17 protein-coding genes are annotated in these 22,709 nt (G+C 65.4%); 6 read left to right on the forward strand and 11 right to left on the reverse strand.

The window, feature by feature from the left end; translation table 11 throughout:
• Nucleotides 1-4: 4 nt before the first annotated feature.
• Both ATE62_RS07640 and ATE62_RS23235 read right to left on the reverse strand, forming a co-directional pair.
• Nucleotides 5-940, reverse strand: a complete 936-nt coding sequence (locus ATE62_RS07640; protein WP_058807259.1) for an extracellular catalytic domain type 1 short-chain-length polyhydroxyalkanoate depolymerase — start codon at nucleotides 938-940, stop codon at nucleotides 5-7.
• A 50-nt stretch (nucleotides 941-990) separates the two neighbouring features.
• On the reverse strand, nucleotides 991-1,206 hold the full coding sequence (locus tag ATE62_RS23235; RefSeq protein ID WP_156420461.1) for a hypothetical protein: 216 nt from the start codon (nucleotides 1,204-1,206) through the stop codon (nucleotides 991-993).
• A gap of 267 nt (nucleotides 1,207-1,473) precedes the next feature.
• Here ATE62_RS23235 and ATE62_RS07645 point away from each other — a divergent pair, with 267 nt between their 5' ends.
• Nucleotides 1,474-4,080: a TonB-dependent receptor gene (locus ATE62_RS07645; protein WP_058807258.1), complete on the forward strand. Its 2,607-nt coding sequence runs from the start codon at nucleotides 1,474-1,476 to the stop codon at nucleotides 4,078-4,080.
• Nucleotides 4,080-4,892, forward strand: coding sequence for a hypothetical protein (locus tag ATE62_RS07650; protein ID WP_058807257.1), 813 nt, complete (start codon nucleotides 4,080-4,082; stop codon nucleotides 4,890-4,892). Before ATE62_RS07645 ends, ATE62_RS07650 begins: the two co-directional genes overlap by 1 nt.
• A 117-nt stretch (nucleotides 4,893-5,009) precedes the next feature.
• Here the strand turns inward: ATE62_RS07650 and ATE62_RS07655 are convergent, their stop codons facing one another.
• The 7 genes from ATE62_RS07655 to ATE62_RS07685 form a co-directional block, all read right to left on the reverse strand.
• Nucleotides 5,010-6,356 carry a DUF1254 domain-containing protein gene (locus ATE62_RS07655; protein ID WP_058818482.1) on the reverse strand — a complete coding sequence of 449 codons (1,347 nt, stop codon included), beginning with the start codon at nucleotides 6,354-6,356 and terminating at the stop codon, nucleotides 5,010-5,012.
• An 87-nt stretch (nucleotides 6,357-6,443) separates the two neighbouring features.
• Nucleotides 6,444-7,682: a serine hydrolase domain-containing protein gene (locus ATE62_RS07660; RefSeq protein ID WP_197411622.1), complete on the reverse strand. Its 1,239-nt coding sequence runs from the start codon at nucleotides 7,680-7,682 to the stop codon at nucleotides 6,444-6,446.
• 58 nt (nucleotides 7,683-7,740) lie between these two features.
• Nucleotides 7,741-9,288, reverse strand: coding sequence for a carboxylesterase/lipase family protein (locus ATE62_RS07665; RefSeq protein ID WP_082662664.1), 1,548 nt, complete (start codon nucleotides 9,286-9,288; stop codon nucleotides 7,741-7,743).
• Between the two features lie 54 nt (nucleotides 9,289-9,342).
• Complete coding sequence (locus ATE62_RS07670; protein ID WP_058807253.1) at nucleotides 9,343-11,583, reverse strand: TonB-dependent receptor; 2,241 nt, start codon at nucleotides 11,581-11,583, stop codon at nucleotides 9,343-9,345.
• A gap of 92 nt (nucleotides 11,584-11,675) precedes the next feature.
• Nucleotides 11,676-12,989, reverse strand: a complete 1,314-nt coding sequence (locus ATE62_RS07675; protein ID WP_058807252.1) for a hypothetical protein — start codon at nucleotides 12,987-12,989, stop codon at nucleotides 11,676-11,678.
• Nucleotides 12,986-13,996: a GntR family transcriptional regulator gene (locus tag ATE62_RS22810; protein WP_194953772.1), complete on the reverse strand. Its 1,011-nt coding sequence runs from the start codon at nucleotides 13,994-13,996 to the stop codon at nucleotides 12,986-12,988. The genes ATE62_RS07675 and ATE62_RS22810 overlap by 4 nt, the downstream gene beginning before the upstream one ends.
• Nucleotides 13,983-15,047, reverse strand: coding sequence for a TauD/TfdA family dioxygenase (locus ATE62_RS07685; RefSeq protein WP_058807250.1), 1,065 nt, complete (start codon nucleotides 15,045-15,047; stop codon nucleotides 13,983-13,985). The genes ATE62_RS22810 and ATE62_RS07685 overlap by 14 nt, the downstream gene beginning before the upstream one ends.
• 95 nt (nucleotides 15,048-15,142) lie before the next feature.
• On the opposite strand from ATE62_RS07685, the gene ATE62_RS07690 reads away from it, so the two are divergent.
• The 4 genes from ATE62_RS07690 (at nucleotide 15,143) to ATE62_RS07705 (ending at nucleotide 20,379) form a co-directional block, all read left to right on the forward strand.
• Nucleotides 15,143-16,402: a spinster family MFS transporter gene (locus ATE62_RS07690; RefSeq protein ID WP_058807249.1), complete on the forward strand. Its 1,260-nt coding sequence runs from the start codon at nucleotides 15,143-15,145 to the stop codon at nucleotides 16,400-16,402.
• Nucleotides 16,395-17,897 (forward strand): carboxylesterase/lipase family protein, encoded by a 1,503-nt coding sequence (locus ATE62_RS07695; RefSeq protein WP_058807248.1) that lies wholly within the window; start codon nucleotides 16,395-16,397, stop codon nucleotides 17,895-17,897. The genes ATE62_RS07690 and ATE62_RS07695 overlap by 8 nt, the downstream gene beginning before the upstream one ends.
• Nucleotides 17,898-18,158: 261 nt before the next feature.
• Entirely contained in the window at nucleotides 18,159-18,932 is a 774-nt protein-coding gene (locus ATE62_RS07700; protein ID WP_058807247.1) for an enoyl-CoA hydratase/isomerase family protein, read from the forward strand.
• Nucleotides 18,933-18,978: 46 nt separating this feature from the next.
• Complete coding sequence (locus tag ATE62_RS07705) at nucleotides 18,979-20,379, forward strand: GntR family transcriptional regulator (RefSeq protein WP_058807246.1); 1,401 nt, start codon at nucleotides 18,979-18,981, stop codon at nucleotides 20,377-20,379.
• 385 nt (nucleotides 20,380-20,764) lie between these two features.
• Here ATE62_RS07705 and ATE62_RS07710 read toward each other — a convergent pair whose 3' ends face one another.
• Complete coding sequence (locus tag ATE62_RS07710; protein ID WP_082662667.1) at nucleotides 20,765-21,487, reverse strand: PfkB family carbohydrate kinase; 723 nt, start codon at nucleotides 21,485-21,487, stop codon at nucleotides 20,765-20,767.
• Nucleotides 21,488-21,812: 325 nt separating this feature from the next.
• Nucleotides 21,813-22,706: an alpha/beta fold hydrolase gene (locus ATE62_RS07715; protein ID WP_058807244.1), complete on the reverse strand. Its 894-nt coding sequence runs from the start codon at nucleotides 22,704-22,706 to the stop codon at nucleotides 21,813-21,815.
• Between the last annotated feature and the right edge of the window lie 3 nt (nucleotides 22,707-22,709).

Genomic DNA, 22,709 nt, shown 5'->3' on the forward strand with positions numbered 1-22,709 from the left:
TCGTTCATCTCCTCGGGAGCGCCAGGAAAAACTCCACTATCGTACGGCTTGCGTCCATGTCCCGGTTCGTCTTGCCGATGAGGAAGACCGGGGCATATTGCGGCCCCCCGGGCCAGCTGTGGCCCCCGCCCACGACCGAAACCAGCCTTACGGGGGCGCTGAGCGGACAGGCACGATAGTCCGTTGCGACGGTCGACGTGGATTCGGCGCGCTTCGTGGCCGCAGCATTGTTTCGCACCGTCATCGTGCCACATCGATTTTTCTCCGCCCAGAATTTCGCGCTGTCGTTAGCGGACAGAACGATACCGCCCTGCCCCCTCCCGCCGAAGTCTTCAACCTTCCCGCCGCCATAGGGCACGATCGGATCGGCGTCGCCGCTGATCTGCAGCAAGGCCACGGCGTGCCGGGGGTCGCACACCGCCGCATAGTCGGCGGCGAGCATCCCGGCGACAGCAGCCACAGCCGCAATCCTGTCGGACATGTCGCAGCCCAGCCTGTGTGCCATCATGGCTCCGTTCGACATACCCGTCACGAAAATGCGGCCGCGGTCAACGGGGTGGCGGCGGCCCACATCATCGAGGACCGCCCCGATAAAGCCGACGTCGTCGACCTTGCTTTTGACCGTTGCGCGGCCGTCGTTCCAATGTTTGCCGATGCCGTTCGGATAGACCGCTATAAAGCCCCGTGCATCCGCCAGCGGATCAAGCCGTGCGAGCTTGACCATGCTATCGGCCTGTCCCCCGCCCCCATGAAGAATGACCACCACCGGATAGCCGCCTTGGGGCGGAGCCTTGACCGGGACATGCATCAGGTAGCTGCGTTTCAGTCCGCCATGATCGATCGTGACCGCCGCGTCGGCTTCGCCTGCGGGAGCCCGCGAAACGCCGCCCGAAACCGGCAGGGCCGCCAGGGCCGCCGCGACCATGAAGATTCTGCGCATCGCTCCAATTCTCCCCGTCAGACCGCCAGCGGACTGCACCCGCTCGCTGCTCAGCTCTGCTTTCTGGTACAGGGTCCGGTCGTCTCGGGCAGGCCAAGCCGGACAATATCCCAGCGCGGATCGGAAGCAGACAGGCTCGCCGCCAGCTTGTCAATAATCGACCTGACTTGCCGATTGGCAATGTCGAAGAGAATGGGCAGCAGGTCGCATGTTGCATCGGCAGCACGTAGCAAGGCAGGGTGGCGGCGGTCGTGCGGCCAGCGCATCGAGGGGACGCTGCGCCGAGCTGCCGGAGGCGCCGCGACACCGGCAGGGCCGCACAATATATATGCAACTGCCCCGCCGCGGCCCAGCATCCCTCGCCCCGTCCCGGCCGGCGCCTGGAGACCGCTACGCAGGCGTTGGGCGCTGCGATCGAGGATTGATGACAATCGCTGTTATATTTCCTTCTCGTTACTGACGCGGCTCCTTCTCCGACGTGTCGCAACCCGGCCCTACTGGCCGAGGCGACATTGCTGGCGGGGACCACAACCATGAATCATTCTCTCCCGAACCTGCGGGCCGCACTCCTATTCACCGCGGCCCTGGTTCCTTTACCGCTTCTCGCCCAGACCGAACCCGTCGACGGGGCGGCCGACCCAGATGGCGATTCCATCGTCGTCACCGGCCAGCGCCGCGCGCAATATGAGGCGACGGCCGAAAAGCGAGATGCCTTCATCGTGATGGACGCGATCTCGTCGGACGACATCGGCAAGCTCCCCGACCATAATACCGCCGCCGCGCTGCGCCGCATCCCGGGCTTGTCGGTGCAGGAAGACCAAGGCGAACCGCGCTTCCCCGTGCTTCGCGGGCTCCAGTCGACCTACAACCGCACGACCGTCGACGGCGCGCTGGTGTCGGGCGTGGACTCGACTGGCCGCACGGTGCCGCTCGACATCATCCCCTCGGTGATGGCGGCGCGGATCGAGGTCATCAAGACGGTGACGCCAGAGAATGACGCCAATGCGATCGGCGGCATCATCAACATCGCGACGCGCAGCGCATTCGACGCAAAGCGGGCCTTTTTCAACGGCGTCGCATCCTATGGCGTCTACGAGCAGAATGGGGACGTGCGGAACAGCAAGCCGTCCTATCGCCTGGCCTTCGCCGCGGGCACGACCTTCGGTGCGAACGACGAATGGGGCATCGTCATCGGCGCCAGCCAGGAACAGCTCGACTACGACATCCCGCAGATCGAGGTCGCGAGCCCGTCGGTCCGCGAATATACGGCGGCCGGCGCGCCGGTGAACTCGGGCGCGGCAAACGGCAACGGCATTCAGGTGCCGACCCAGCACCGACTCTTCTGGTACAACAACACCAAACAGCGCACCGGCGGCAATGTGAAGATCGAATGGCGCCCGTCGGATCGCTTTCGCTGGGAATTGTCGGGTGTCGTTGCGCGCACCGAGGACGACGAAGAGCGCATCGAATATCGTATCGAACCGATCGGCAACGTCGCGAACCAGACGCCGACCAGCGGCGATTTCGCGCGCGGCCGCATCATCATCCAGCTCAACCAGCCGATCACGAAGCGCCTCGTCGCGCTCGGCCGCACCGCCTTCGACTGGGATGCCGGTGAGAAGCTGAAGGTCGACGGCGACGCCGTCTTCTCGCTCGGCCGCCTGCGCGTTCCCAATGAAAGCATCGAATTCCGTACCCGCGACGCCGATGGTACGCGCTATGCCTTTCACTATGACACGTCGGACTTTTATCCGGTGTTCACCCCGACGAACGCTGCTGCCGCGGTCGACCCGACCAACTTCTACCTTCAGCAGCAACGCAGCGACCTTCAGAAATCGCTGGAGAAGAGCGGCCAGTTCCGTCTCAACCTGACATATGGCGACGACAGCTATGACGGCGGGTTCAAGATCAAGACGGGCGGCGTCGTTCGTCTGACCGACCGCGAGAACAGCAACCCGCGCACCGATTATCGCGCTGCGACCGGCTTTACCTACACGCTCGACAAGGTCGTCACCGACGGTCCGACCAAGGCGATCCGCGATCAATTCTACATCCCGATCCGCATCGACGCCGACGCTTTCCCCGCTTTCTACGAAGCGAACAAGGCCAACTTCACGACGACGGTCGCGTCGGTCGCGGGCAATTACGACGTCAGCGAAGATGTCTATGCCGCCTATCTTCAGGGCAGCACGCGCATTGGCAATATCACCTTGCTCGGCGGTTTGCGCTACGAACGCACCGAGATTTCCTCGAACGCCTTCCGCGCAGTCGGATCGACGCTGACCGAGGTCACGACTGACGGCAGCTATGACAATTGGTTGCCGAGCTTCCATATCCGCTGGGACGTCGCGGACCGCTTCGTCATCCGCGGGGCCTATACCAACACGATCGGCCGTCCCGATTACGGCTCGATCGCCGCGACCGAAGCACTCAGCTTCGATGGCAGCCAGCCGACGCTGTCGCGCGGCAACCCCGGGCTGAAGCCCCGCGAAAGCCGCGGCTTCGACCTGTCGTTCGAATTTTATCCGAAGGACGGCGTTATCTCGGCCGCGCTGTTCCACAAGAAGATCAACAACGAGATCTTCACCCTGTCCAACGTCGAGCGGATCGACGTGGGCCGTGGGGTCGAGGATGTGCTGGTCTCGGAACCGCGCAACGCCGAGAGTGCAACGATCAAGGGGCTCGAGCTGAACCTTCAGCAGGCGCTGACCTTCCTGCCCGATCCGTTCGACGGCCTTGGCATCAGCGCGAACGCGACCTTCCTCGATACGAAGTTCACCTTCCTGACCAGCGTCGGTCCGCGCGTGACGGGCCTGTTCCTGCAGCCCGATACGGTTTGGAACGCGTCGGTCTATTACCAGAAGGGCAAGTTCGAGGGCCGGCTGTCCTACAATTACATCGGTGGCTTCCTCGAAACGATCAACGACACGATCCCGAATGCCGATCAATATTGGAAGAGCCGCGGCACGCTCGACGCGAACCTCAACTTCCGCCTGACGCCGAACGTCACGCTTTACGCCGAGGGGCAGAACCTCACGAACAAGGGGCGCCGCGAACTCGTCGGCCCGGGGCAAGCCTATCTCCAGGAATCGGCCGAATATGGCCGCACCTTCTGGTTCGGCGTGGCGGCGAACTTCTGATGCTCGGTGCGCTTCTGCTCCTCGCCTCGACCGCAGCGACGCCTGCCGCCGCGGTTCCGCAGGGCGAGGCGGCCGAGACCGTCCGCCGCATCCCCGCCGCCGAAGCGCGGCAGGGTGTGGCGGCCGGCCCCGCGGGCATCTACGCCGTCGCGAACTGGACGATCGCCCGCTACGACCGCAAGACCGGCGAGCGCGTGACACTGTGGGAGGGCGACCCCGCGCGCTATCCGCACATCAACAGCTGCGCCCTGCTCAAAGGCGAGCTGGTGTGCGCGGCGTCGAACTTCCCGGCGGTACCGCAGGCCAGCTCGGTCGAAATCTTCGATCCCCTCACGCTCGCTCACAAGCGCACGGTGTCGCTGGGACAGGGCACCGGTTCGCTCACCTGGATCGACTGGCACGACGGCCACTGGTGGGGCATGTTCGCCAATTATGACGCCAAGGGCGGCGAGCCGCCGCGCGACCACCGTTATACCACGCTGGTCAAATTCGATCCCGAGTGGCGCCGCACCGAAAGCTGGGCGCTGCCCGCGACGATCCTCGAACGGATCGCGCCGATGAGCATTTCGGGTGGCGGCTTCGGGCCCGATGGAAATCTGTGGCTGTCGGGACACGATCTGCCCGAACTCTATGTCACGCGGCTGCCCAAAGGGGGCGCAACGCTCGACCATATTGCGACCGTGCCGATGGAGGCCGAGGGACAGGCGATCGACTGGGACGAAAGCCAGCCGGGCGTGCTGTGGGGGATTTCACGCAAGAGCCGGGCGTTGATCGCAATGCGCGTGGCGGCGATCGACAGCCGCGGCCGCTGAGGCGACCTGCTGCCACCACCCCGGGGTGGCGGGACGCCCGCGCACCGGTGGCTCACGGTTCAGGGGCGTTTCGGGGCGCAACCCGACGGCCAACGTCGCGACCCCTAGATGAAATGGTCAGGCAACGCGCTCGATCGCCGGGAGCCGCCATGCGAGCGAACGAAGAGCGGGCAGCGCGAGATAGCCCCGAAAAAGCGGCCGGAAGGCACCGCCGGGTGTTGGCAGCCAGTTACCGGCCATGGCCGCCTCAGGCGCTTCGCGCTGAAACAATATGTCGATCGAGCCATCGCGATTGGGACGGATCGACCGGGTTCGGTCACCTATCGAATAGCGGGAAATGGGATTGGGAACGAGATACAGCCGACCGTCAGCCTCTTCACTGTACATTGTGAGCGACCAGAAGGCCTTCACCGGAACGCCCCCGGGTGGCAGGCGGAGACGGTAGTTCCGGTCGCCTCGCAGAGCTTCGCCATGATCGTCAGCGAGCCCGTGAGCGTAGAGCGCCTCCTCCGGCGGCAAGGCGGCGAGGCCCACGAGTGCGACACGCGCTCGCTCCTCTTCGTTTTCCCCAAAGTCGCCCGTCGCGTCGGCGGAGTAGCTCCAGCCATCAATTCTCCGCTCATTGGACGACGCGGCGGCTAGCCGGGTCAGCCCGTCGGCAATCGCGGTGCGCCACGACCGAAGCAGGGGCGCGGGCCAATCTTGTGCAGGCGGCATGGCGCCCGAGAACTCGGGAAACCGCCTTGCTCTTAGTGCACGCGGGTCTCCGGGGTCGCATCGATCGAGCATCGCCTTCACCACCGCGAGGAAATTTCCGGCATCGGCTATGTCACCTGGCTCGACCGGCAGGATCGGTCCGTCCTTGCGGGTTGCCGCATCCTCGATCCGGATGGCGTCCTGAAGCGCATTGACCGCAGCGACATCTTCGGGTCCGTCGATCAGAATGCGGATCAACATCCAGACGTCCGAAGTCGCGGCACGAACGGGATAGGCACCCTCGGGAACCGCGTCATCCGGCCAGCCTGGCGGCAGAATGGCAAACCGTCCGCCCCTGCCTCCCGACGCCCGTGTACCTGCAAAGAAGAAGTTATCGGTGAAGGCATCCATGAACGCCGTGCTGAAATAACGGTCCGGAATGTCCGGTATCTCGACAACGACCGGGCCGCCCGAGAGATCAATTCGGGCATTGGTGACGAGGCAATCATTGTTGACGGCGGTTATTTGCCGCATGGCGGGATCAGACAGGCTGCGCCGACTCATCGGCCTGTTGAGAATCCAGGCCCCTCCCGCAGTCCGCGGCCTAGCCGAAACATAGGCGGTGCGGGCGAACTCGAAAAGCGGAAAGCCGGCGCAGAAGGCTGCGAAGCGATCCTCGTCCGCGGTCACCGCGGCGACCGGCTCACCAACGGGAATGACCGCAGCGGCGGCGGCAAAGCGGATCATGTCGCGCCTGGTAAACGTCATGATGCGCGCCTGGCCCACGATTGATGCTAAAGGACGACGCGGCGGCTGCCGCCGCCGCGCCGAGGTATTGCTCCCTCGGAGGTGAGGTCAGGGAGCCGGAGTACGGTTCGCGATCGCAACTTCGATCAAATCCTGCATCACCTGCTCGAGCTCGACGCCCTTGCGGTCGCCGCCGGTCGAGATTTCCGTGGCGATCAGGCCATAATAGCCGGTCTGGCGATCGATCCATCCGGTCCATCCATAGGCCCCTGGCGAGGAATTGATCTTCGAGGTCGCGCAGGCCGCTGGGGTATCGCATTCGACGAAGGAGCCGAGCGCATATTCCCAGTTGGTCGCGCCGGACGGAACGAACAGCCGCGGCAGGCCAGCCGTTCGCTGCTGCGTGAAGGCAGTCATGTCGGTGACGAATGTGCCGCTCAGAAGGGCGCGCAGGAGCTTCGCATAATCGCGCGGCGTCGAGTAGGCGCCGCCGGCAATCCACGGATTGGTCGGGGCGCTTCCGCCTGGATCGTACCAGACCGTGGAGGTCATGCCGAGCGGCGTTGTCACGTGCTGGCTGAACAGCTCGTGGAAATTGCGCTGACGCGCGGGGCTCGTCCCGGGCTGGATACTGGTGTCCTTCGCCTCGAGATAGGCGGCCGCGATCTGGATACCGTGCGGCCCGTAGCTGTACTGGGCGCCAGGCGCATTGCCTGGCCTCAGGCTGTCGTAGCGCAGGTCATGGATGCTTTTCGCGCAATTGTAGAGCGTCCAGGTCGGAAGAAGCTGGCATCCGCCGACCAGCGGGCTCGCATTGAAGCCCGAGGTCATGGACAATGTGTGCTTCAGCTTGACGTTCTTCTTCGTACCGCTCGTCGTCCAGAAGGCAAGCGCCGGGGCCATGGGATCCTCGAGCGTGACGATACCCGACTGGACCATTCGCATGGCGAGCGCTCCGGCCATCCATTTCGAAGCCGAGGCGAGCGGGGTTACGCGATCGATCCCGAAACTCCCCTTCTCATGGGTGAACAGATATTCCGGATCGTTCGCGTTGCCGACGATGAAGAAGCCGTTCGCGACCTCCGTGTCGGCTTCGATCGCGGCTTCCAGCGCCGTCCAGTCATAGGTATAGCCTCCGACCGTGGTCGACAGGCTGGCGCTCGCAGCGGGTGCCGCGGCGGTTGCGCTGCCGGATGCCCGGGCCATGGGGGCCTGGGGAGGCAGCTGCACCATCGGGCGGGCGCCGTCCTCCTCCCTCTGACTAAAGACGGATTGCGCGGCAATCGCGCCCGCGCCGATCAAGGCGGCACCGGCGGCGCCCCAGACCAATATTCTCCTCTGCACCATATTCTCTCTCCCAGCTTCGTTGCACGTCGTCGAAACGGAGCCCGCGGACCCGTGGGCGCTATGGAGCAGTGCCCGATGCTTCGGCATGCACCTTCAGAAGATGATCGATCTGCGCCTTGCGAAAGCCGGAAGCCACGACCGGGTTCGCAGCGAGCAGGGCCAGACGGTCGTCAGCCGCGTCATAACGCGGCCAATCCGGGACGAGCGCGCAGCGCGGATTTCCGAATTTTGCGAAAGCCACCCAGCATTCGGACATAGCGGCGCCGAACCGGCGGTCCTCTTCGCCGATCGGTCCCGCGAGCGATGCAAAATAGTCCAGCGATCCGAACAGATAGGGAATTTCGGAGCCATGCGCGGCACCTTTCGCCTGCGAGCGACGACCGGCCGCGACATAGTCGAAATGATAGAGAAAGGAGGGCTTGCCCCGGGCCGTGCGTGCGGCCAGCCACCGCGCCGGCCCGACGAACCAGGCGTCGCCGAGGATCTGGCGTGCAAGTTCGTCTTCGGCGAGACCAGCGCCATAGGCTGACCGCCCCCCCGCCTGGTCGGCGCCGAGATAGACCATCGCCATCGCGGGCGGCACACCCATTGCGACGATCACGCTGGCCTCGTTACTGTTCGCGCCGACGAGGAGCGGTACATCGACCGGTTCGCCCTTGGCGAGCGTCCGCCAGGGGGCTTCGCGAATGAGCGTCCCGTCGAGTATGGGGCCTGTCATCTCCCCCGGTGACCGGACTTCGCTTGCGGAGACCAGCGCGGCGACGGGAAGCGCGCGCAAATCGGCTGCCGATGCTCCGGGTTTGGCTCCGGCCCGGACCGCCAACGCGGCGCCGAGGGCTTCCTGCTGTGCGAGCGGGCGCGGGTCGAGGAGGCCGACACCCGACTGGACGATCGCGCGCGCGAAGAGCCCCTTGGCCTGCTCCTGCGCGAGGATCGTCGTTACGCCGATCGCGCCGGCCGACTCTCCGAACAGCGTTACCTGCTTCGGATCTCCGCCGAAGGCCGAAATATTCGCCTGGACCCAGCGCAGCGCCGCCAGCTGGTCCATGAGACCATAGTTGGCGAGCGCTTCACCCTTTGGCCTGGCGGCGCTGAGCGCGGGGTGAGCATAATATCCCAGCGCACCGAGACGGTAGTTGATGGTGACGAGAACCACGCCCTGGCGCGCGAAGGCGGAGCCGTCGAAGGCCGGAAAGACACCCGATCCGAGAACATGGGCGCCGCCGTGGATCCAGACCATGACCGGGAGTTTGCGCGCGTCCTTCGGCCGCCAGACATTGAGCTGGAGGCAGTCCTCGGACTGAAAGTCCGCGACACCGCCGGCGACGAGGGCGGGCACGACCCGCTGCGGGCAGGCCGGTCCCGGCCGTGAAGCATCGCGGGTGCCCTTCCACGCGCCCGCGCGCTGGGGCGGACGCCAGCGCAGGCTCCCGGTCGGGGCGGCGGCAAACGGGATGTTGTAGAAGCGGTCGATCCCCGATGCGCTGCTGCCGACGAGCCTGCCCTGTGCGAGGCTGACCGCCGGCCCCGCGTCGCCTGCGAAGGCGGACGCGGGACAGAGCAAGCCGGCTGCCAGGCAAAGTCCCAATGATAAGCTCAGCCGCAATTCGGCCTCCTCATTTCTGCTGCCAGGTGCGAAGGCCTCCTCCGCCGTGCCGTGTCAGAAGGTTATGCGACCCTCGACACCGATTACGCGCGGCTGGCTGTAGCGATTGATCGTGGGGGCCTGGGCGACATAGTAGAGCTTGTCGAACAGGTTGTTGGCGAAGGCGCTGATGTTGACCTTCCCGAACTGTACGCCGACGCGCAAGTTCACCAGAACATAATCGTCAAGATCGACCGATGTGGCCGTCAGCTCCTGCTTGCCGCCCCATTGACCGCTCACGAGGACATTGCTCGTCAGCGCGACATCCTTGGCGACGGGATAGCGAAGGTTGAGATTGGCCGAGGCGAGCCAGTCCGGCACCTGGGCAAGGTCGAGCCCGTCATAGCGTCCGCTCTTGACCTTCCCGCCCTGACGCGACCCGCTGAGCGCGAGGCGGCCATTGCCCTCCCCGAGATCGAAGCCCTGCGAATATTCCGCTTCGATGCCCCAGCTTTTCGCATCGCCTGCATTGGCGAGATAGGTTACGGCGGCCACCGGGCAGGTCGGGTTTGTCAGCGCGCAGCCATCGTCGAGTTGGGCGATCAGATCATCCAGCTCGGTATAATAGCCGGCGATCGCGAAGTAGCCGCGGCGAAGGGGGCTGCCCTTGATGCCGACTTCATAGCTCCGGCTCCCCTCGCTCCCGAACGGTACCTGAACAGGGCTCGGCGCGCGCGGATCCGACAGGCGGGTGTTGAAGCCGCCGGCGCGGTAGCTGGTTCCCACCTTGCCATATGCCAGCACGTTCGGCGTGAGCTTGAACGACAGGGTCGCATTGTAGGAAAGATTGTCGTCGCTCAGCTTCCCGTCGATAATGCGGCTCGGCCCGCCGGTCGGGAGGCCGGTCGCCAGATCGTAGAGCCGCGCCGTGATCGACCGGCTGTCGCTGGTGTAGCGAAGTTCGCCCGTGATGTTGATCGTGTCGGTGATGTCGAAGCCGAGCGACCCGTAAGCCGCATAGCTTTCGAAGTGGAGGCGCGACGGCGCGATGTTGCCCGGCGACGGGTTGGCGAGCGTCGGCGTCCGCGTCGTGGTCAGCGAGAAATCGCTGTCGAGAATCAGCGCCTCCGCGCCGAGGAGCCAGGCGAAGCGCCCGCCCGATCCGTTGACGTGAATGTCCTGCGAGAAGCTGTCGGTGGTATCGATCACAAACGACCCGCTGCTGGGATCGATCGGCGTCAGCGCGCCGACCTGGCCCGCTGCCCGCGCACGCGCCAGCTCGGCCGGGCTGACCGCGTCGTTGTCGAGGTCATATTCTGAATGGCGTTTGCGGAAACTGGTCGTGGAACTGAGCTCGGCGCCGCCCAGATCGACGCGCACCAGGGCCTGCAACCCGTCGATGTCCTGAATGGCTCGCGGGGCGGTGCTCCAGGGATAGCTGAAGCGGTCCTGGATATAACCTCCCGGAAAGCCCGGCGTGCCGGCCGGGATGAAGATCTGGTAGTGGATGCTGGGCGTCGTGAGGCGCTGCGTCTCGGCGAGAAGCACGACATCGACGGGACCGCGCCGAAGGCGGAGCTGGCCGCGCAGACCGTGGCCCTTCTGCCGATCGAAATATACGTCGTTGTCCGGATTGTAGAAAAAGCCCTTGTCCTGCTCGACAAGGTCGCCGCTTATGCGCAGCGCAGCGCCTTCGCCAAGCGGCACATTGACTGCGCCCTGCAGCTGGAGGCTGTTGTTCTCGAAGGCATAGCGTGCGCTCGCCCACCCCGAGAGATCGAACTCCGGCTGTGCCGAAATGATGTTGATCGCGCCACCGACCGCGTTCCGGCCGTAAAGGGCACCCTGCGTCCCGCGCAGCACCTCGACGCGGCCGATATCGAGCATGTCGAGCCGCGAGAAGTTGCGGCCGCCGACGGGGCCGCCGCCAATATAGGCCCCGTTGCGGTAGAGACCGATGCTCGGATCGCCGTTCGTCGCCCGCGCCGTCGACGATGCGCGAATGGAAATTTCGGAGGTCAGCGACGAGTTGAGGTTGTTGAAACGAACGCTCGGCTGATCGGCCAGGAGTTCGGGGGTCGACGTCGCGCCACCGCGATCTGCAAGCGAGGCTGCGTCGATGACCGAGGCCGCTGTCGGGACGTCGGCGAGCCGCTCCTCGCGGCGCCTCGCCGTAACCACGATCGAGCCGTCATCGACGGCTGCCGACGCGGTGTCAGCCGGGGCGGGCGGGTCGCTTTCCTGGGCCAGAGCCGGATCGGCGCCGACGACCCAAAGGGCGGCCGAACAAAACAAGGTGCACGCGTAGCGTCCCATAAATCCCTCCCATGTCATTTCTCATTATTATCGATAATTTTGAACATCGATACAATTCTGTCAAGCCGATTCTGCCCGCCTCGCCTCGCTAATCAGCGATGTGCCGGAACCAGCGCGGAGATCAAATCGCGGATCCCGCGTGCCGTAGCGGCAAGCGGCTCGGAGGCGACGACGTCCAGCGTATCGGTCGCCGCATGATGATGTCTGTGGGCGCCGAACACGCCGGCATGCCGAACATAGCCGGCGCCGATGACCTCGGCGAGTTCGCCCGCCACGCCCTGCGAAGACGGATAGGCCATCTCGAGTCCGGGTTGCCCCTTGAAGATCGCGCGCGCGCGATCGACGAAGTCCGCCGAGGTCATCAGGAAGCGGTAGGGATCCGCGCTCGGCAGCGGCAGAAGCGCGGACGGCGTTTCCTGAAAGTCGCGCGTGGCGACATTGGCTCCGAGGTGGAGCCAGAGGTCGGTCTCGGCCGGCGGCGGCCCGATGCTCTCGACGACGTGGCTGGCTCCGAGATTCTCATACTCATGTCCGCTGTTGCAGAGGAACAGCAGACTGTGACCGGTGAAAATACGCGGCATCCAGTCTGCCAGCGCCAACCAGACGGCGATCCCGGGACCCCGTTCGCCGGCGCAATCGGTCCAGCCCGAACGGGGGGTCGAGACGACGATCCAGCGGCGGCCGGCGCGTTCGACACGCCCTATTATATTGTCCGCCCGGCGAACGCCCCCGTCGCCCGTTATCGTGAGGCTCGCGCGCGTGCCGTGGCGAGCCGCTTCGATCACGGGCGCCGCATGACGCGGCGCGAGGAGGGCTATCGGCCTGTCGGAAAATGGCCCGTCCGCGGGAGCATTCAGCAGAAGCGCCTCCCCGCTCGGGCCGGTCGTGACGAGGATAACCCCGCTGGCTCCACGCGCGAGAGCGTCGGCCAGTGGCTCGCGCACGGCCCGGTCCAGCAAACTCGACCAACGGCGGTACGGGAGCCGGATAACCGCGATCGCGCCGTCGAGCCGCCCGCCGGTTTCGGCCAGCCGCAGCGCCGCTTGAACCCCCCGGGGCTCGGTTACGGCAGCCAGCGGCTGCGCCGTGAGCCCGATCTTGATATCGCCGAAGGCGAGCTCGCAGACGGAGCCATCGAACCAGGGCACCTCGAATCCTTGCCGTTCGACGTTGAAGCCCGCCACTTCAAGGCGCTTCGCGGTCCAGTCGGCCGTCCAGCGGTCTCCAGCTCCGCCCGACCTCTTGTTGCCGGCTTCCGCATAGGTTCTGACGTCCGCCAACAGTCTTTCGGGCCCGAACATCGCTTCACCCCCGGTTGCAGCGCCAGCTTTCGTTGCCTCGAACGCCAGCGGAGCGGCGAGCCCGGCCTTGAGCAGCGTCCGCCGATCGGTCCGGACGCGGGTCACGCCGACTTCGCGCGGCGACGGCTCGCTCTCGGCTTTGCGTGGCGCGCCTTATACTCCTCGAGGGCCTGCTCGAAGCTCTCCTGCGTCACACCGATCAGCGCGCGTGCGGCCGCGTCGGCGGCATCGCCGTCGCGGGCCACGATATGGCGGCATAGCGTCTCGTAGAGCGCGGCCGAGCGCCGCGCGGCCTCGTTGCCATGGGTCTCGATATAGCTGTTGGTGTAGACATTATGCTGCCATCGCGCGAGCAACGCGACGCGGTCGAGAAGTTCGAGAGCGAGCGGCGCATTGCTGCGCTTCGCGATGAAGCGGCCGATGCGGTTCGAGACGTTGAGATGCTCGAACGTATTTTCGGTGCGCAATGTGACGTCCTTGTATTCGACAAGGCGATGCATGAGTTCGCGGCCGTCGCGGTCGCTCATTTCCGCGCAGGCAAGGCGGCAGGCCACGCCGAACAGCGCCTTCCAGAGCTCGTAAACCTCGTCAGCGGCATGTTGGTCGAGATCGATCACGAAGGCGCCGCGCCAGGGGACGACCTTCAGGAGACCTATGTTTGCGACCTGCCTGAACGCCTCGCGCACGGGGGCGTGACTGACCGCGAAGCGCGCGGCTATCTCGCGCTCCCGGATCCAGGCTCCCGGCGGAATGCGCCAGGCCACGATGTCATCTATCAAGAGACGCGCGATCACCCTGTCCTGGGTCGGCGCGCTATCATCGTCGCCAGTATTTCTCGCCATGAAGCTCCGCTCGAATTCCGTTCCGGGTCCATCGTGTTGGCACAATGTTTGCCGGAAATCGATGATTGCGAGAGGCATTATTATCGATAATTTTATTTTTTCACAAGCGGTAGTGCGCCATCGGAATTCAGCCTTCAGGTGCCGGCTTCGGTGCCATGCTGCGCGGCCCGGTCGCCGGCCGATCTCCGTCCGGCCCAAGGGCGTTCGCCGCGGCAGCGAGGGAGGCAGGCGATCGCCCGCGGTCGGCGGAGGATCGCTATTGTACATCATCGTCCAGCTCCTCGCGCCGCCGCTGGCTGGCCATGAATTCGCGCGTGGTTCGGAACGACGGCGGCAGCGACCGGCGCTTGCGGCGCATCGTCGCCCAGATCCGCAGCATGTGCCGTCTGCGTTCCGGCTCGACATGGTCCTCGAACGCAGTCCGGGCATGAAGGACGGTGTAGTTATTGGCGATTTGAAGGTCTCCGGGGACCATCACGAACTGGAAAAAATGCGCCGGGTCGTTCAGCGCCGCATCGAGCGCGTCGAGCGCGGCGACTTGCTGCGCCGTCAAACGCGGGACACCGGGCATGGCTTGCGCGAGATCGATATAGCCGCGCTTGTGCAGAATATTCAGCAACCCGCGATGCTCAGCGAAGATGGGCACGGCCTGCACCGGCCGTTCGGGGCCAAGTTCGCCGCGGGTATCGAAATAGAATTCACGCTGAAGGACGAGCGCAAGACCGGGGTCGCGGGCAATGACGGCATTGAAGGCCGCCCCGGCGCTCACGATGCGGCTATGACCGCCCGATTTTCCCGCGTTGCGGCAGAGAAAGAACAGGGCGTCGGACCCGTCTCCGTGGAACTGCAGCTCGACGTTCGTCTGATAGCCCCGGATATTGCTGCTGCGAAAGGCGGTACGCGCTTCGGCTTCGTCGGCGAAACTCTGCTCGGCGCGGACGTGATGCAGTCGCTTCCCGCTGGCGTCTTGCGGCTCGGGATAGCCCATATGGCTCACGATGCCCCAGAACAGCCGTTCGACATCGGCAAGCTCGAGCCCCTCGATCGGGACATTGCGCAGGAGCGCAAAGCCCGGCCCCCCTTCGATCCGGTCGATGATCGCGTCGAGCCGGCGCGCAAAACCGGGCAGCCGGAAAGTCTCGGGCCCAATCTCGTCGCGCGCGACGCCCATCCGGTTGACATCGGCGAGAGCTGCCAGGGCCTCGGCCCGGTCCGCCGGGGACAATTCGACGATCCAGCTCCGGTCGCTTTCGATATCCGCCGAAAGCCAAACCGAAGGCCCGGTAACCGGCGTCGTGCGAACGGAGTCGGTCTGGATCATTCGGCTTGTGTATTGTCAATAATCGACATTGGCTATAGGAATCTTTCACGCGGCCCCAATGGGCCCGAAGACAAATAGGTGAAGCGGGGGTGGCAATGGCATCGATTGCGAAATCCGGAACCTGGACGGGCCGTCTCGCCTATTTCCTCTTCCTGATGTTCCTGGTCTCGACCCTCAACATGGCCGACCGCCAGATCATCGGTATCGTCGCGGAGCCGATCAAACGCGAGTTTGGCCTTTCCGATACGCTGCTCGGGCTGCTCGGCGGCACTGCGTTTGCGCTGATCTATCCGCCGCTTGGCCTACCCATCGCGCGGCTGGCCGACCGCTTCAACCGCCGAAACATTCTCGCGATCTGCCTTGCCTTCTGGAGCGGGATGACCGCGTTGTGCGGCGCCGCTACGGGCTTCTGGTCGCTGCTCTTCGCGCGCGCGGGCGTCGCGGCAGGAGAAGCGGGTTACGCGCCCTGCACGCATTCGCTCATCGCGGACGAAGTCGATGAGCGCTACCGTGCTACGGCGTTCGCGGTGCTCGTGACCGGCATCTCGGCGGGCGGCTTTCTCGCCTCGGCGCTCGGAGGCTATGTGGCACAGGAATATGGTTGGCGGTGGGCTTTCGCTGCAATCGGAATTCCGGGCCTGCTTCTCGCCCTGCTCGTTCGCCTGACCGTCCGCGAGCCGCCCCGAACCGTCGCACCGCGCGGCGCGACGGCCTGGAGCGTCTATCGCAGGCTCCTTACCAACCCCGCCTTCTCCTGGTGCATTGCCGGTTCCGCGTTGCATCTTGTCGTGACGTACGGGCTCGGTGCGTGGGCGGTGGTCTGGTTCGTGCGGGGTCATGACATGCCGCTCGCCACCGCAGGCCTGGCTCTGGGCGGCCTCGGCGCAGTCGCCGGTGCGCTGGGGAGCTTCTCGGGCGGACTGGCAGGCGACTGGCTGGCCCGGCGCGACAGGCGCTGGCTCGGCTGGTGGCCATCGATCACGGTGCTGATCGCGGCGCTCGTCGGAGCGCCGGCTTTCCTCACGGACAATGTTGCGCTGGCCATCGCCGGCGTCACGCTGGCGGTATTTCTGAACGCGCTCTACCAGCCTTCGACCTATGCGTTGGTGCAGGGCGTCGCCGACCCGGGCGCGAGGGCCAGCGCCGCAGCGCTGATGATCTTCGCCCAGAATATTGTCGGGCTCGGACTGGGGCCGGTTGCGATCGGCGTCGCCAGCGACGCATTGACGCCGGCAATGGGCGAGGCCGGCCTGGGACTGGCACTCGCGGGGGTCTTCATATTCAACGTGCTGGCCTGCATCGCCTATTTCATGGCCGCCCGCTTTTTGCGAACCAAAGGAAACGACGATGCATAAGATCCTCATATCGGTGCTGCTCGCCGCCGCACCCGCCAGCGCGTCCGAGCCGGTTCGACGCGACACGCCGCAGGGCGTGGTCGAGGGCCGAAGCGACAATGGCATAGAGATGTTCAAGGGCATCCCCTATACGGCGCCGCCGCTGGGACCGATGCGATGGCGCCCGCCCGGTGATCAGCCGCACTGGACGGGCGTCCGCGACGCCTCCGCCTTCGGCCCGGTCTGCGTCCAGAAGGCTCCGGCCACCGCGCGCGTTCTCGCCTCCAGCCCCCAAAGCGAAGACTGCCTCACGCTCAATATCTGGCGCCCGGCCGATGCGAAGAATGCCCCGGTGATGGTCTGGATCCATGGCGGGGCGAACATGTTCGGGTCGGGATCCGAGCCATTCTACGATGGAGCCGCCTTCGCGCGGCGCGGCATCGTCTTGGTGACGATCAACTATCGGCTGGGCTATCTCGGCTTTTTCGGTCATCCCGCGCTCAAGGAGGGCGGCGGCAACCTCGTCAACTATGGTCTTCTCGACCAGATTGCCGCGCTCAAATGGGTCAAGGACAATATAACGGCCTATGGCGGCGACCCGGCGCGCGTCACCATGTTCGGAGAGAGCGCGGGCGGCGGCGCAGTCCTGAACCTGCTCGCCGCTCCTTCGGCACGCGGCCTCTTCGCGCAAGCGATCGTGCAGTCCGGCGGGGGGCTTCCGGCTCGCAAGGACGCCGGGGACGCCACAAAGGCCGGACAGGGGATCGCCGCGGCCCTCGGCCTGAAGGACGCGACTGCCGATGCGCTGCGTGCCTTGCCGGCGGAGCGGTTCTTCGATGCTGCCGTTCCCCGGCCGGAGCCGGGTTTCGGCGCGGTACCGGGAGGTGCAGAGGTGGCGGAACCTCCGCTCGCCGCAATTCGCGCGGGGCGTGCGGCGAATGTGCCCCTCTTGATCGGCGTCAACAGCAACGAGGGCAGCCTGGTCGACAGCTGGGGTATGAAGGACGAGCAGGTGCTGGCGCTTCTCGGGGGCCGCGGGCCGGTCATCGCGGACGCTTACGGGTCTGCGACGACAAATCGCGGCGACTTTGCCCGCAGGCTGTATGGCGATGTGATCTTTCTTTATCCTGCGCGTGCGATCGCGAGGGCGCAGCAGCGGCGCGCGCCGGTCTGGCTCTATTATTTCGACTATCTGCCGGAGGGCCTTCGCGCCCAGCAAAAGGGCGTGAACCATGCGGGCGAGATCCCGTTCGTTTTCGACATGTCCGCATCGCTGGCGCAGATCCCGCGCACGGAGCGGGACTTGTCCTTCGCAAAAGGCGTGAACGGATGTTTCGCCGCCTTCGCGACGGGGGGCAAGCCCTCGGCGTCGCCCTTGTGCTCGGCGTGGGCGCCCTATGACGCAAAGGCCGACAACTGGTTTGTCTTTCGTGACCCGCCCGCCGGGGCCAACCGCTTCGCGGAGCGGCAGCTCGACGCCATTGGCGCCGTCCTTCGTCAGCTCGGGCTGGATTGATATTGGCTGGCGTTCGTCGAATTGCCCCGCGAGGCGGGGCAAGAGGCAGCCCTTTGCCTGCCGCCCGGCGTGCTTGTCCTGTCGCTGAATATTCGGGGTGGACGATCAGGCCGCGCGGCCGCCGGCGGCGCGCGCACGCCTGCATATGATCGAAATCTTACGGCACGGATCGCAGCGGAACCCGGCCAGGCCGCCTGCGGGTTCTCGCCAATACCCACATCCCATTGCGTACCGCGCGCCAGGCTGACAAGGAGAGACAAGATGCTGCGTATCGAGGAAGATGGCGGGATAGCCGTCGTTCGGATCGACAGGCCGGAAGCGCGAAACGCCCTGAACGCGGAAACGCTTTCCGCCTTGACGGATACCGCGCGAACCCTGGGTCGGAGATCCGACATTTCCGCCGTTATCTTGACGGGCACCGACAGTTTCTTTTCCGCTGGCATCGACCTCAAGGCCGAACCGAGAGCTTCAGCTACGCTCCTCGAGCGGCGCGATGCCGCGCGCGCGGGTCCTGATCTGTGCCGCGCATGGGAAGCGATCGAGGCAGTGACGATCGTTGCGATCGAAGGCTATTGTGTCGGCGGGGCCTGCGCACTCGCACTCGCGTGCGACTTCCGCATCATGGCAGCGGGCGCGATGATGCGGCTTCCGGAAGTGCCACTCGGCATGAACATGAGTTGGGGGACCCTGCCAAGGCTGGTCGCTCTGATCGGGCCGGCACGGGCAAAGGCTTTCGCGCTCTTCGGAGAGCCTGCCCATGTATCGGAGTGCCTGGCGTGGGGGCTTGCCGACCGCTCGGCCGAGCAAGGCGAGGCCCTGACCGAGGCAAGGCAATGGGCCGAGCGTGTCGCAGCGCTTCCACCACTACCGGCGCGCATGACCAAGGAGGCGATCAACGCCAGCGCCAATGCGCTGAGCGCCGCGGCAAGCTTCATGGACCGCGACCAGTTTCTCCTCACGTCGCTCACCGACGATTTCGGTGAGGGGGTCGCCGCCTTTCTGGAGAAGCGCGCGGGGCGCTTCCGCGGGGACTAGTAATGTCGCTGCATATCGACATATAGCCTCCTTGTAGGGGAAAACAGTGGTCGAGCCTAAACCAGTGGGACGCGTCGCGGACAATCGCCTCGCTCCGGACGATGTCGTATTCGTTGCCCTCGAACGGATTATCGAAGGCGCTCTCGTCGCTGGCGCGCGCATAACCGAGCGTTGGATTGTCGACCAGGCGGGCGTAACGCACGCGCAGGCGCGCGAAGCCCTTCATCGCCTCGACAAGCTCGGCGCGCTCACGCTCTCCGCGCGCCGGGGCGCAACGCTGATACGTCCCGATCATGTTGACCCGTCCGACATCCGGCCGATCTGGCTTGCACTGCTCGGGATGGCAGGCCGAAAGGCTGCGGGGCGCGAAGTGGTCGCGCCAGCGCCCGTCCTCAGGACCCCGTCAGCCCGCTGGCCGCGATATCTGGCCTTGCGAACGAATATCGACCTGATCGGGCGAGCCGCCGGAAGCGAGCGACTGACGCACGTCCTGCAGCGGCTGGCGCTGCAAAGCGTCATCGGCCGTGGCGGTTTCGGCGCGATCGCCCCGGACGCCGTCGCGCAATTCGCTGCCAGCGTTGCTCGCGGGGCGTTCGACGAAGCCGCGCTCAACGCCAGTTTCGAGGATTGCTCTCCGCGCGCTCCCGCGCGTGACGAGGCGACCTCATTGCCCCGCGCGGTCGGCAGCCCAATCATCGACCTCGGCGACTCCGCTTCCTCGGCGCGCGCATATCTCGACCGGATCGCGAAGCGGCTTTCGTTGTCGCCAACGGCCGCGCCCTCGACGTCCGATCAACTCGCCTCTGCGATCCTGCAACGTATCCAGTTCGGCGAGATCAGACCCGGGGAGGCGGTGCGGGAGCTTCCGCTCGCCCAGGAATTCGGCGTCAGCCGGGGACCCGTGCGGGACGCACTGCGCGCGCTGGACCGCCAGGGCATCATCGATATCGAGGGGCGGCGCGGCGCATTCGTCCAGCGATTTGCGGCACGGGATGTTGCCGACCTTTTCGAGATCCGTGCGACCGTATCGGGGGTTCAGATGGCGGAAGCGGCAATCGCCCCGGACCGTCCGGACTGGATCGATGATGAACTGCGGGCGGGCGCCGCCCTTCTCGATGAAATCGCGCATGATCCGGATAGTCCGCTCGGAAACTATATCGTTGTCCGCCGGGCGCTGGCGATGGTCACGCTCGCTGCCGGAGGAAACATTGCCGTGGGACGATTGGCGGCCGAGCTTGAGGGCCAGGTTTCGATCCTATGGACCACGGTCCTCAGGAAAAGCCGCCAGGTCGCCTCTGCCAGGACCTGGCGATCCATTGTCGAGGCGATAATTTCCCGGGACGCAAGCGCGGCGAGGTACAACGGACAGCGCATCGTCGAGGAGGCCGCGATCGAGGCCCTGAGCGAAGCGAGAGCGATCGAGAGGCGAAGCGCGCCCGGTCCATGACCGGCAATATGGGCTGACGCCCTTCCCGCTGCGAGGTTCGAAATTGGCACCGCGTATGCGCCCGGCAGGCTTCGTCCAGACACGGAAGGTCCGGTTGCACTCGTGAGGGTGCGGAAGGCTGGTCCCTCTGCCCGTGTCGAGGAGCGACATTCGGCCGCGCGCAATGCTGCCCTGGCGCAAGGGCGCAGCGCGCGATGGTCCGGACGCGGGGACATTATTTTTCATCGGCAAGGCCTTCGAGCCCTGGAACGACGATCGAGGCTGCTACGCCCGTCCGCGGTCCTGTGACGCCGGTTCGGCCGCTTGTGCCATGGCTGGCAGCGACGCCGCCGCTCCTCGCCTCGCGAGCGCTACACGCGTCGCCGATCCGCCATGCGGGCAGCTTCTAGCGCGAGATATCCTGCGCATGATTGGAGGCGCCATCGACGGCTGCGCGTGAAAATGGCGCGAAATCCCCGCGAATGCCGTGCTTGAGGACTGCCAGCGAGAGGCCGTCGCGCGCCGCTTCTGCGAGGCCCCTGCCCGCCCACAGTCCGTCGAGCACGCCCGCCGCAAAGGCATCGCCAGTTCCGACCCGGTCGATCACCGGCGCGACGAGAACCGAATCGGTCGAACCGCCCTCGTCGCGCGTATCGACCCGGGCCACGAGCCGGTGCGCGTCAGGCCCGATGATTTCGCGAGCCGTCGAGGCAACATATTCGAGGGCTGGAAACGCCTCCAGCAACCCCAGAGCCGCTTCGCGCCGCCGGGTTTCTCCATCACCCGAAAAGGCCCGTCCCAACAGCAGCCCGGCGTCGCGATGATTGCCGAACAGCACGGTTGCGTGTGCAACGATCGGCTTCAGTATCGCCGCCGGTTCAGGCTGCCAGCGCTCCCAGAGCCGGCCGCGCCAATTGCCGTCGAACGAGACCCCGATCCCGGCAGCGCGAGCCCGCGTCACGGCATCGAGCGCAGCCTCGGCACTCTTCGGTCCGAGCGCAGGGATAACGCCCGAAAGGTGCAGCCATCCCGCGCCTTCCAGCAAACGATCCCAGTCCCAATCGCGCGGCCGCATCTCCGTAAAGGCCGATCCGGAAACAGCGGACCGGACTGCCTGACCCGATGCCATGCCCGAAAGCTGGTGACCGTCCTGCCAGAAATCGTCGTGACGAATGGTGAACGCACATTGGTCCTGCCGCCCGACGCTGGATATGGGGAAATATCACAGCCGATGAGCACGCTGAAGGCGTGACGAGCGCCGGTCGGCGATGGCAGGCTAGTTCCAAGCTAGTTCCAAGTGAGACTAGGGCGATGCCTCGTATCGGGGGCACCCAAGAGCGCCAGCAGTAACAGCTGTCTCTGAGCGAGGGAGTTAGCGGATTCGCCTACCCCCCGAGGAGGTGATCGTCCAGGCCGACCGGTGATGCCGATGCGCGCCTGGTCTGAGCGAAATATCAGGGTAGCGGTCGCAGGAACTCGAACAGAGCTTTCTCGGCGTCCGGTTCGCTTAGCATCGGAGCATGCCCGACACCTGCAATTTCGGCCACCGTGATAGATGGCGCCGAACGCTGCATTTTCGCGGCGATCGCTGCTGTAACCAGATCCGAAAGCTCCCCCCGCATCAACAAGACCGGACGTCGGGCAAGTCTTCGAAAGAGCCACCAGGCGATCCAGGTCGAGCGCTTGATAGGCTGGTCGCTAAGCGGCTTTCGAATTTCCGGATCATAGTCCAGCTCAAGGCTACCGTCCGCTTTGGTACGAAATGAACGGCGGGCCATCAAATCCCAGTCGGCGCGCCCGCCTTGCGGGAAAGCATCCGCCATGATCTTTTGCATATAGGCGGACGCTTCATCCCAATTTTGGATGGCTTCTGCCTTCCCCGCGTAACCGGTAATCCGATCGATTCCTTCCTGAGCAATCTCTGGCCCAACGTCATTCAACACCGCCGCGGCAATAACCCGCCGCCGCAGCCCGCCGATCGCCATGGTTATGAGCCCGCCCATAGATGTTCCGACAAATATCGCGCGGCCTATGCCCAGAGCGTCGAGAAGCGCCAGCAAGTCACGAGCATAGGTAGGGACGGCGTAGCGGCCCGCGTCGGGGCTTCTTGCCGATTTGCCCCTGCCGCGGACATCCGGCACGATCACCCGGCGGCCTTCGGCCGCAAGCTGCGGCGCCAGAAGTTCGAAATCACTCGAATTGCGGGTAAGTCCGTGAAGGCAAACCACCGGCAACCGCGCTGCGCCGGCCGCGGCTTCATAGTCGCGCGCGTACAGCTCGAGACCGTCACGCGACAGCCACCAGCGATCGACATAGCCAATCTCGCGCACTGCGCTTTCGATTGCCATCTG

The organism is Sphingopyxis sp. HIX (genome assembly GCF_001468285.1).
GTDB lineage: Bacteria > Pseudomonadota > Alphaproteobacteria > Sphingomonadales > Sphingomonadaceae > Sphingopyxis.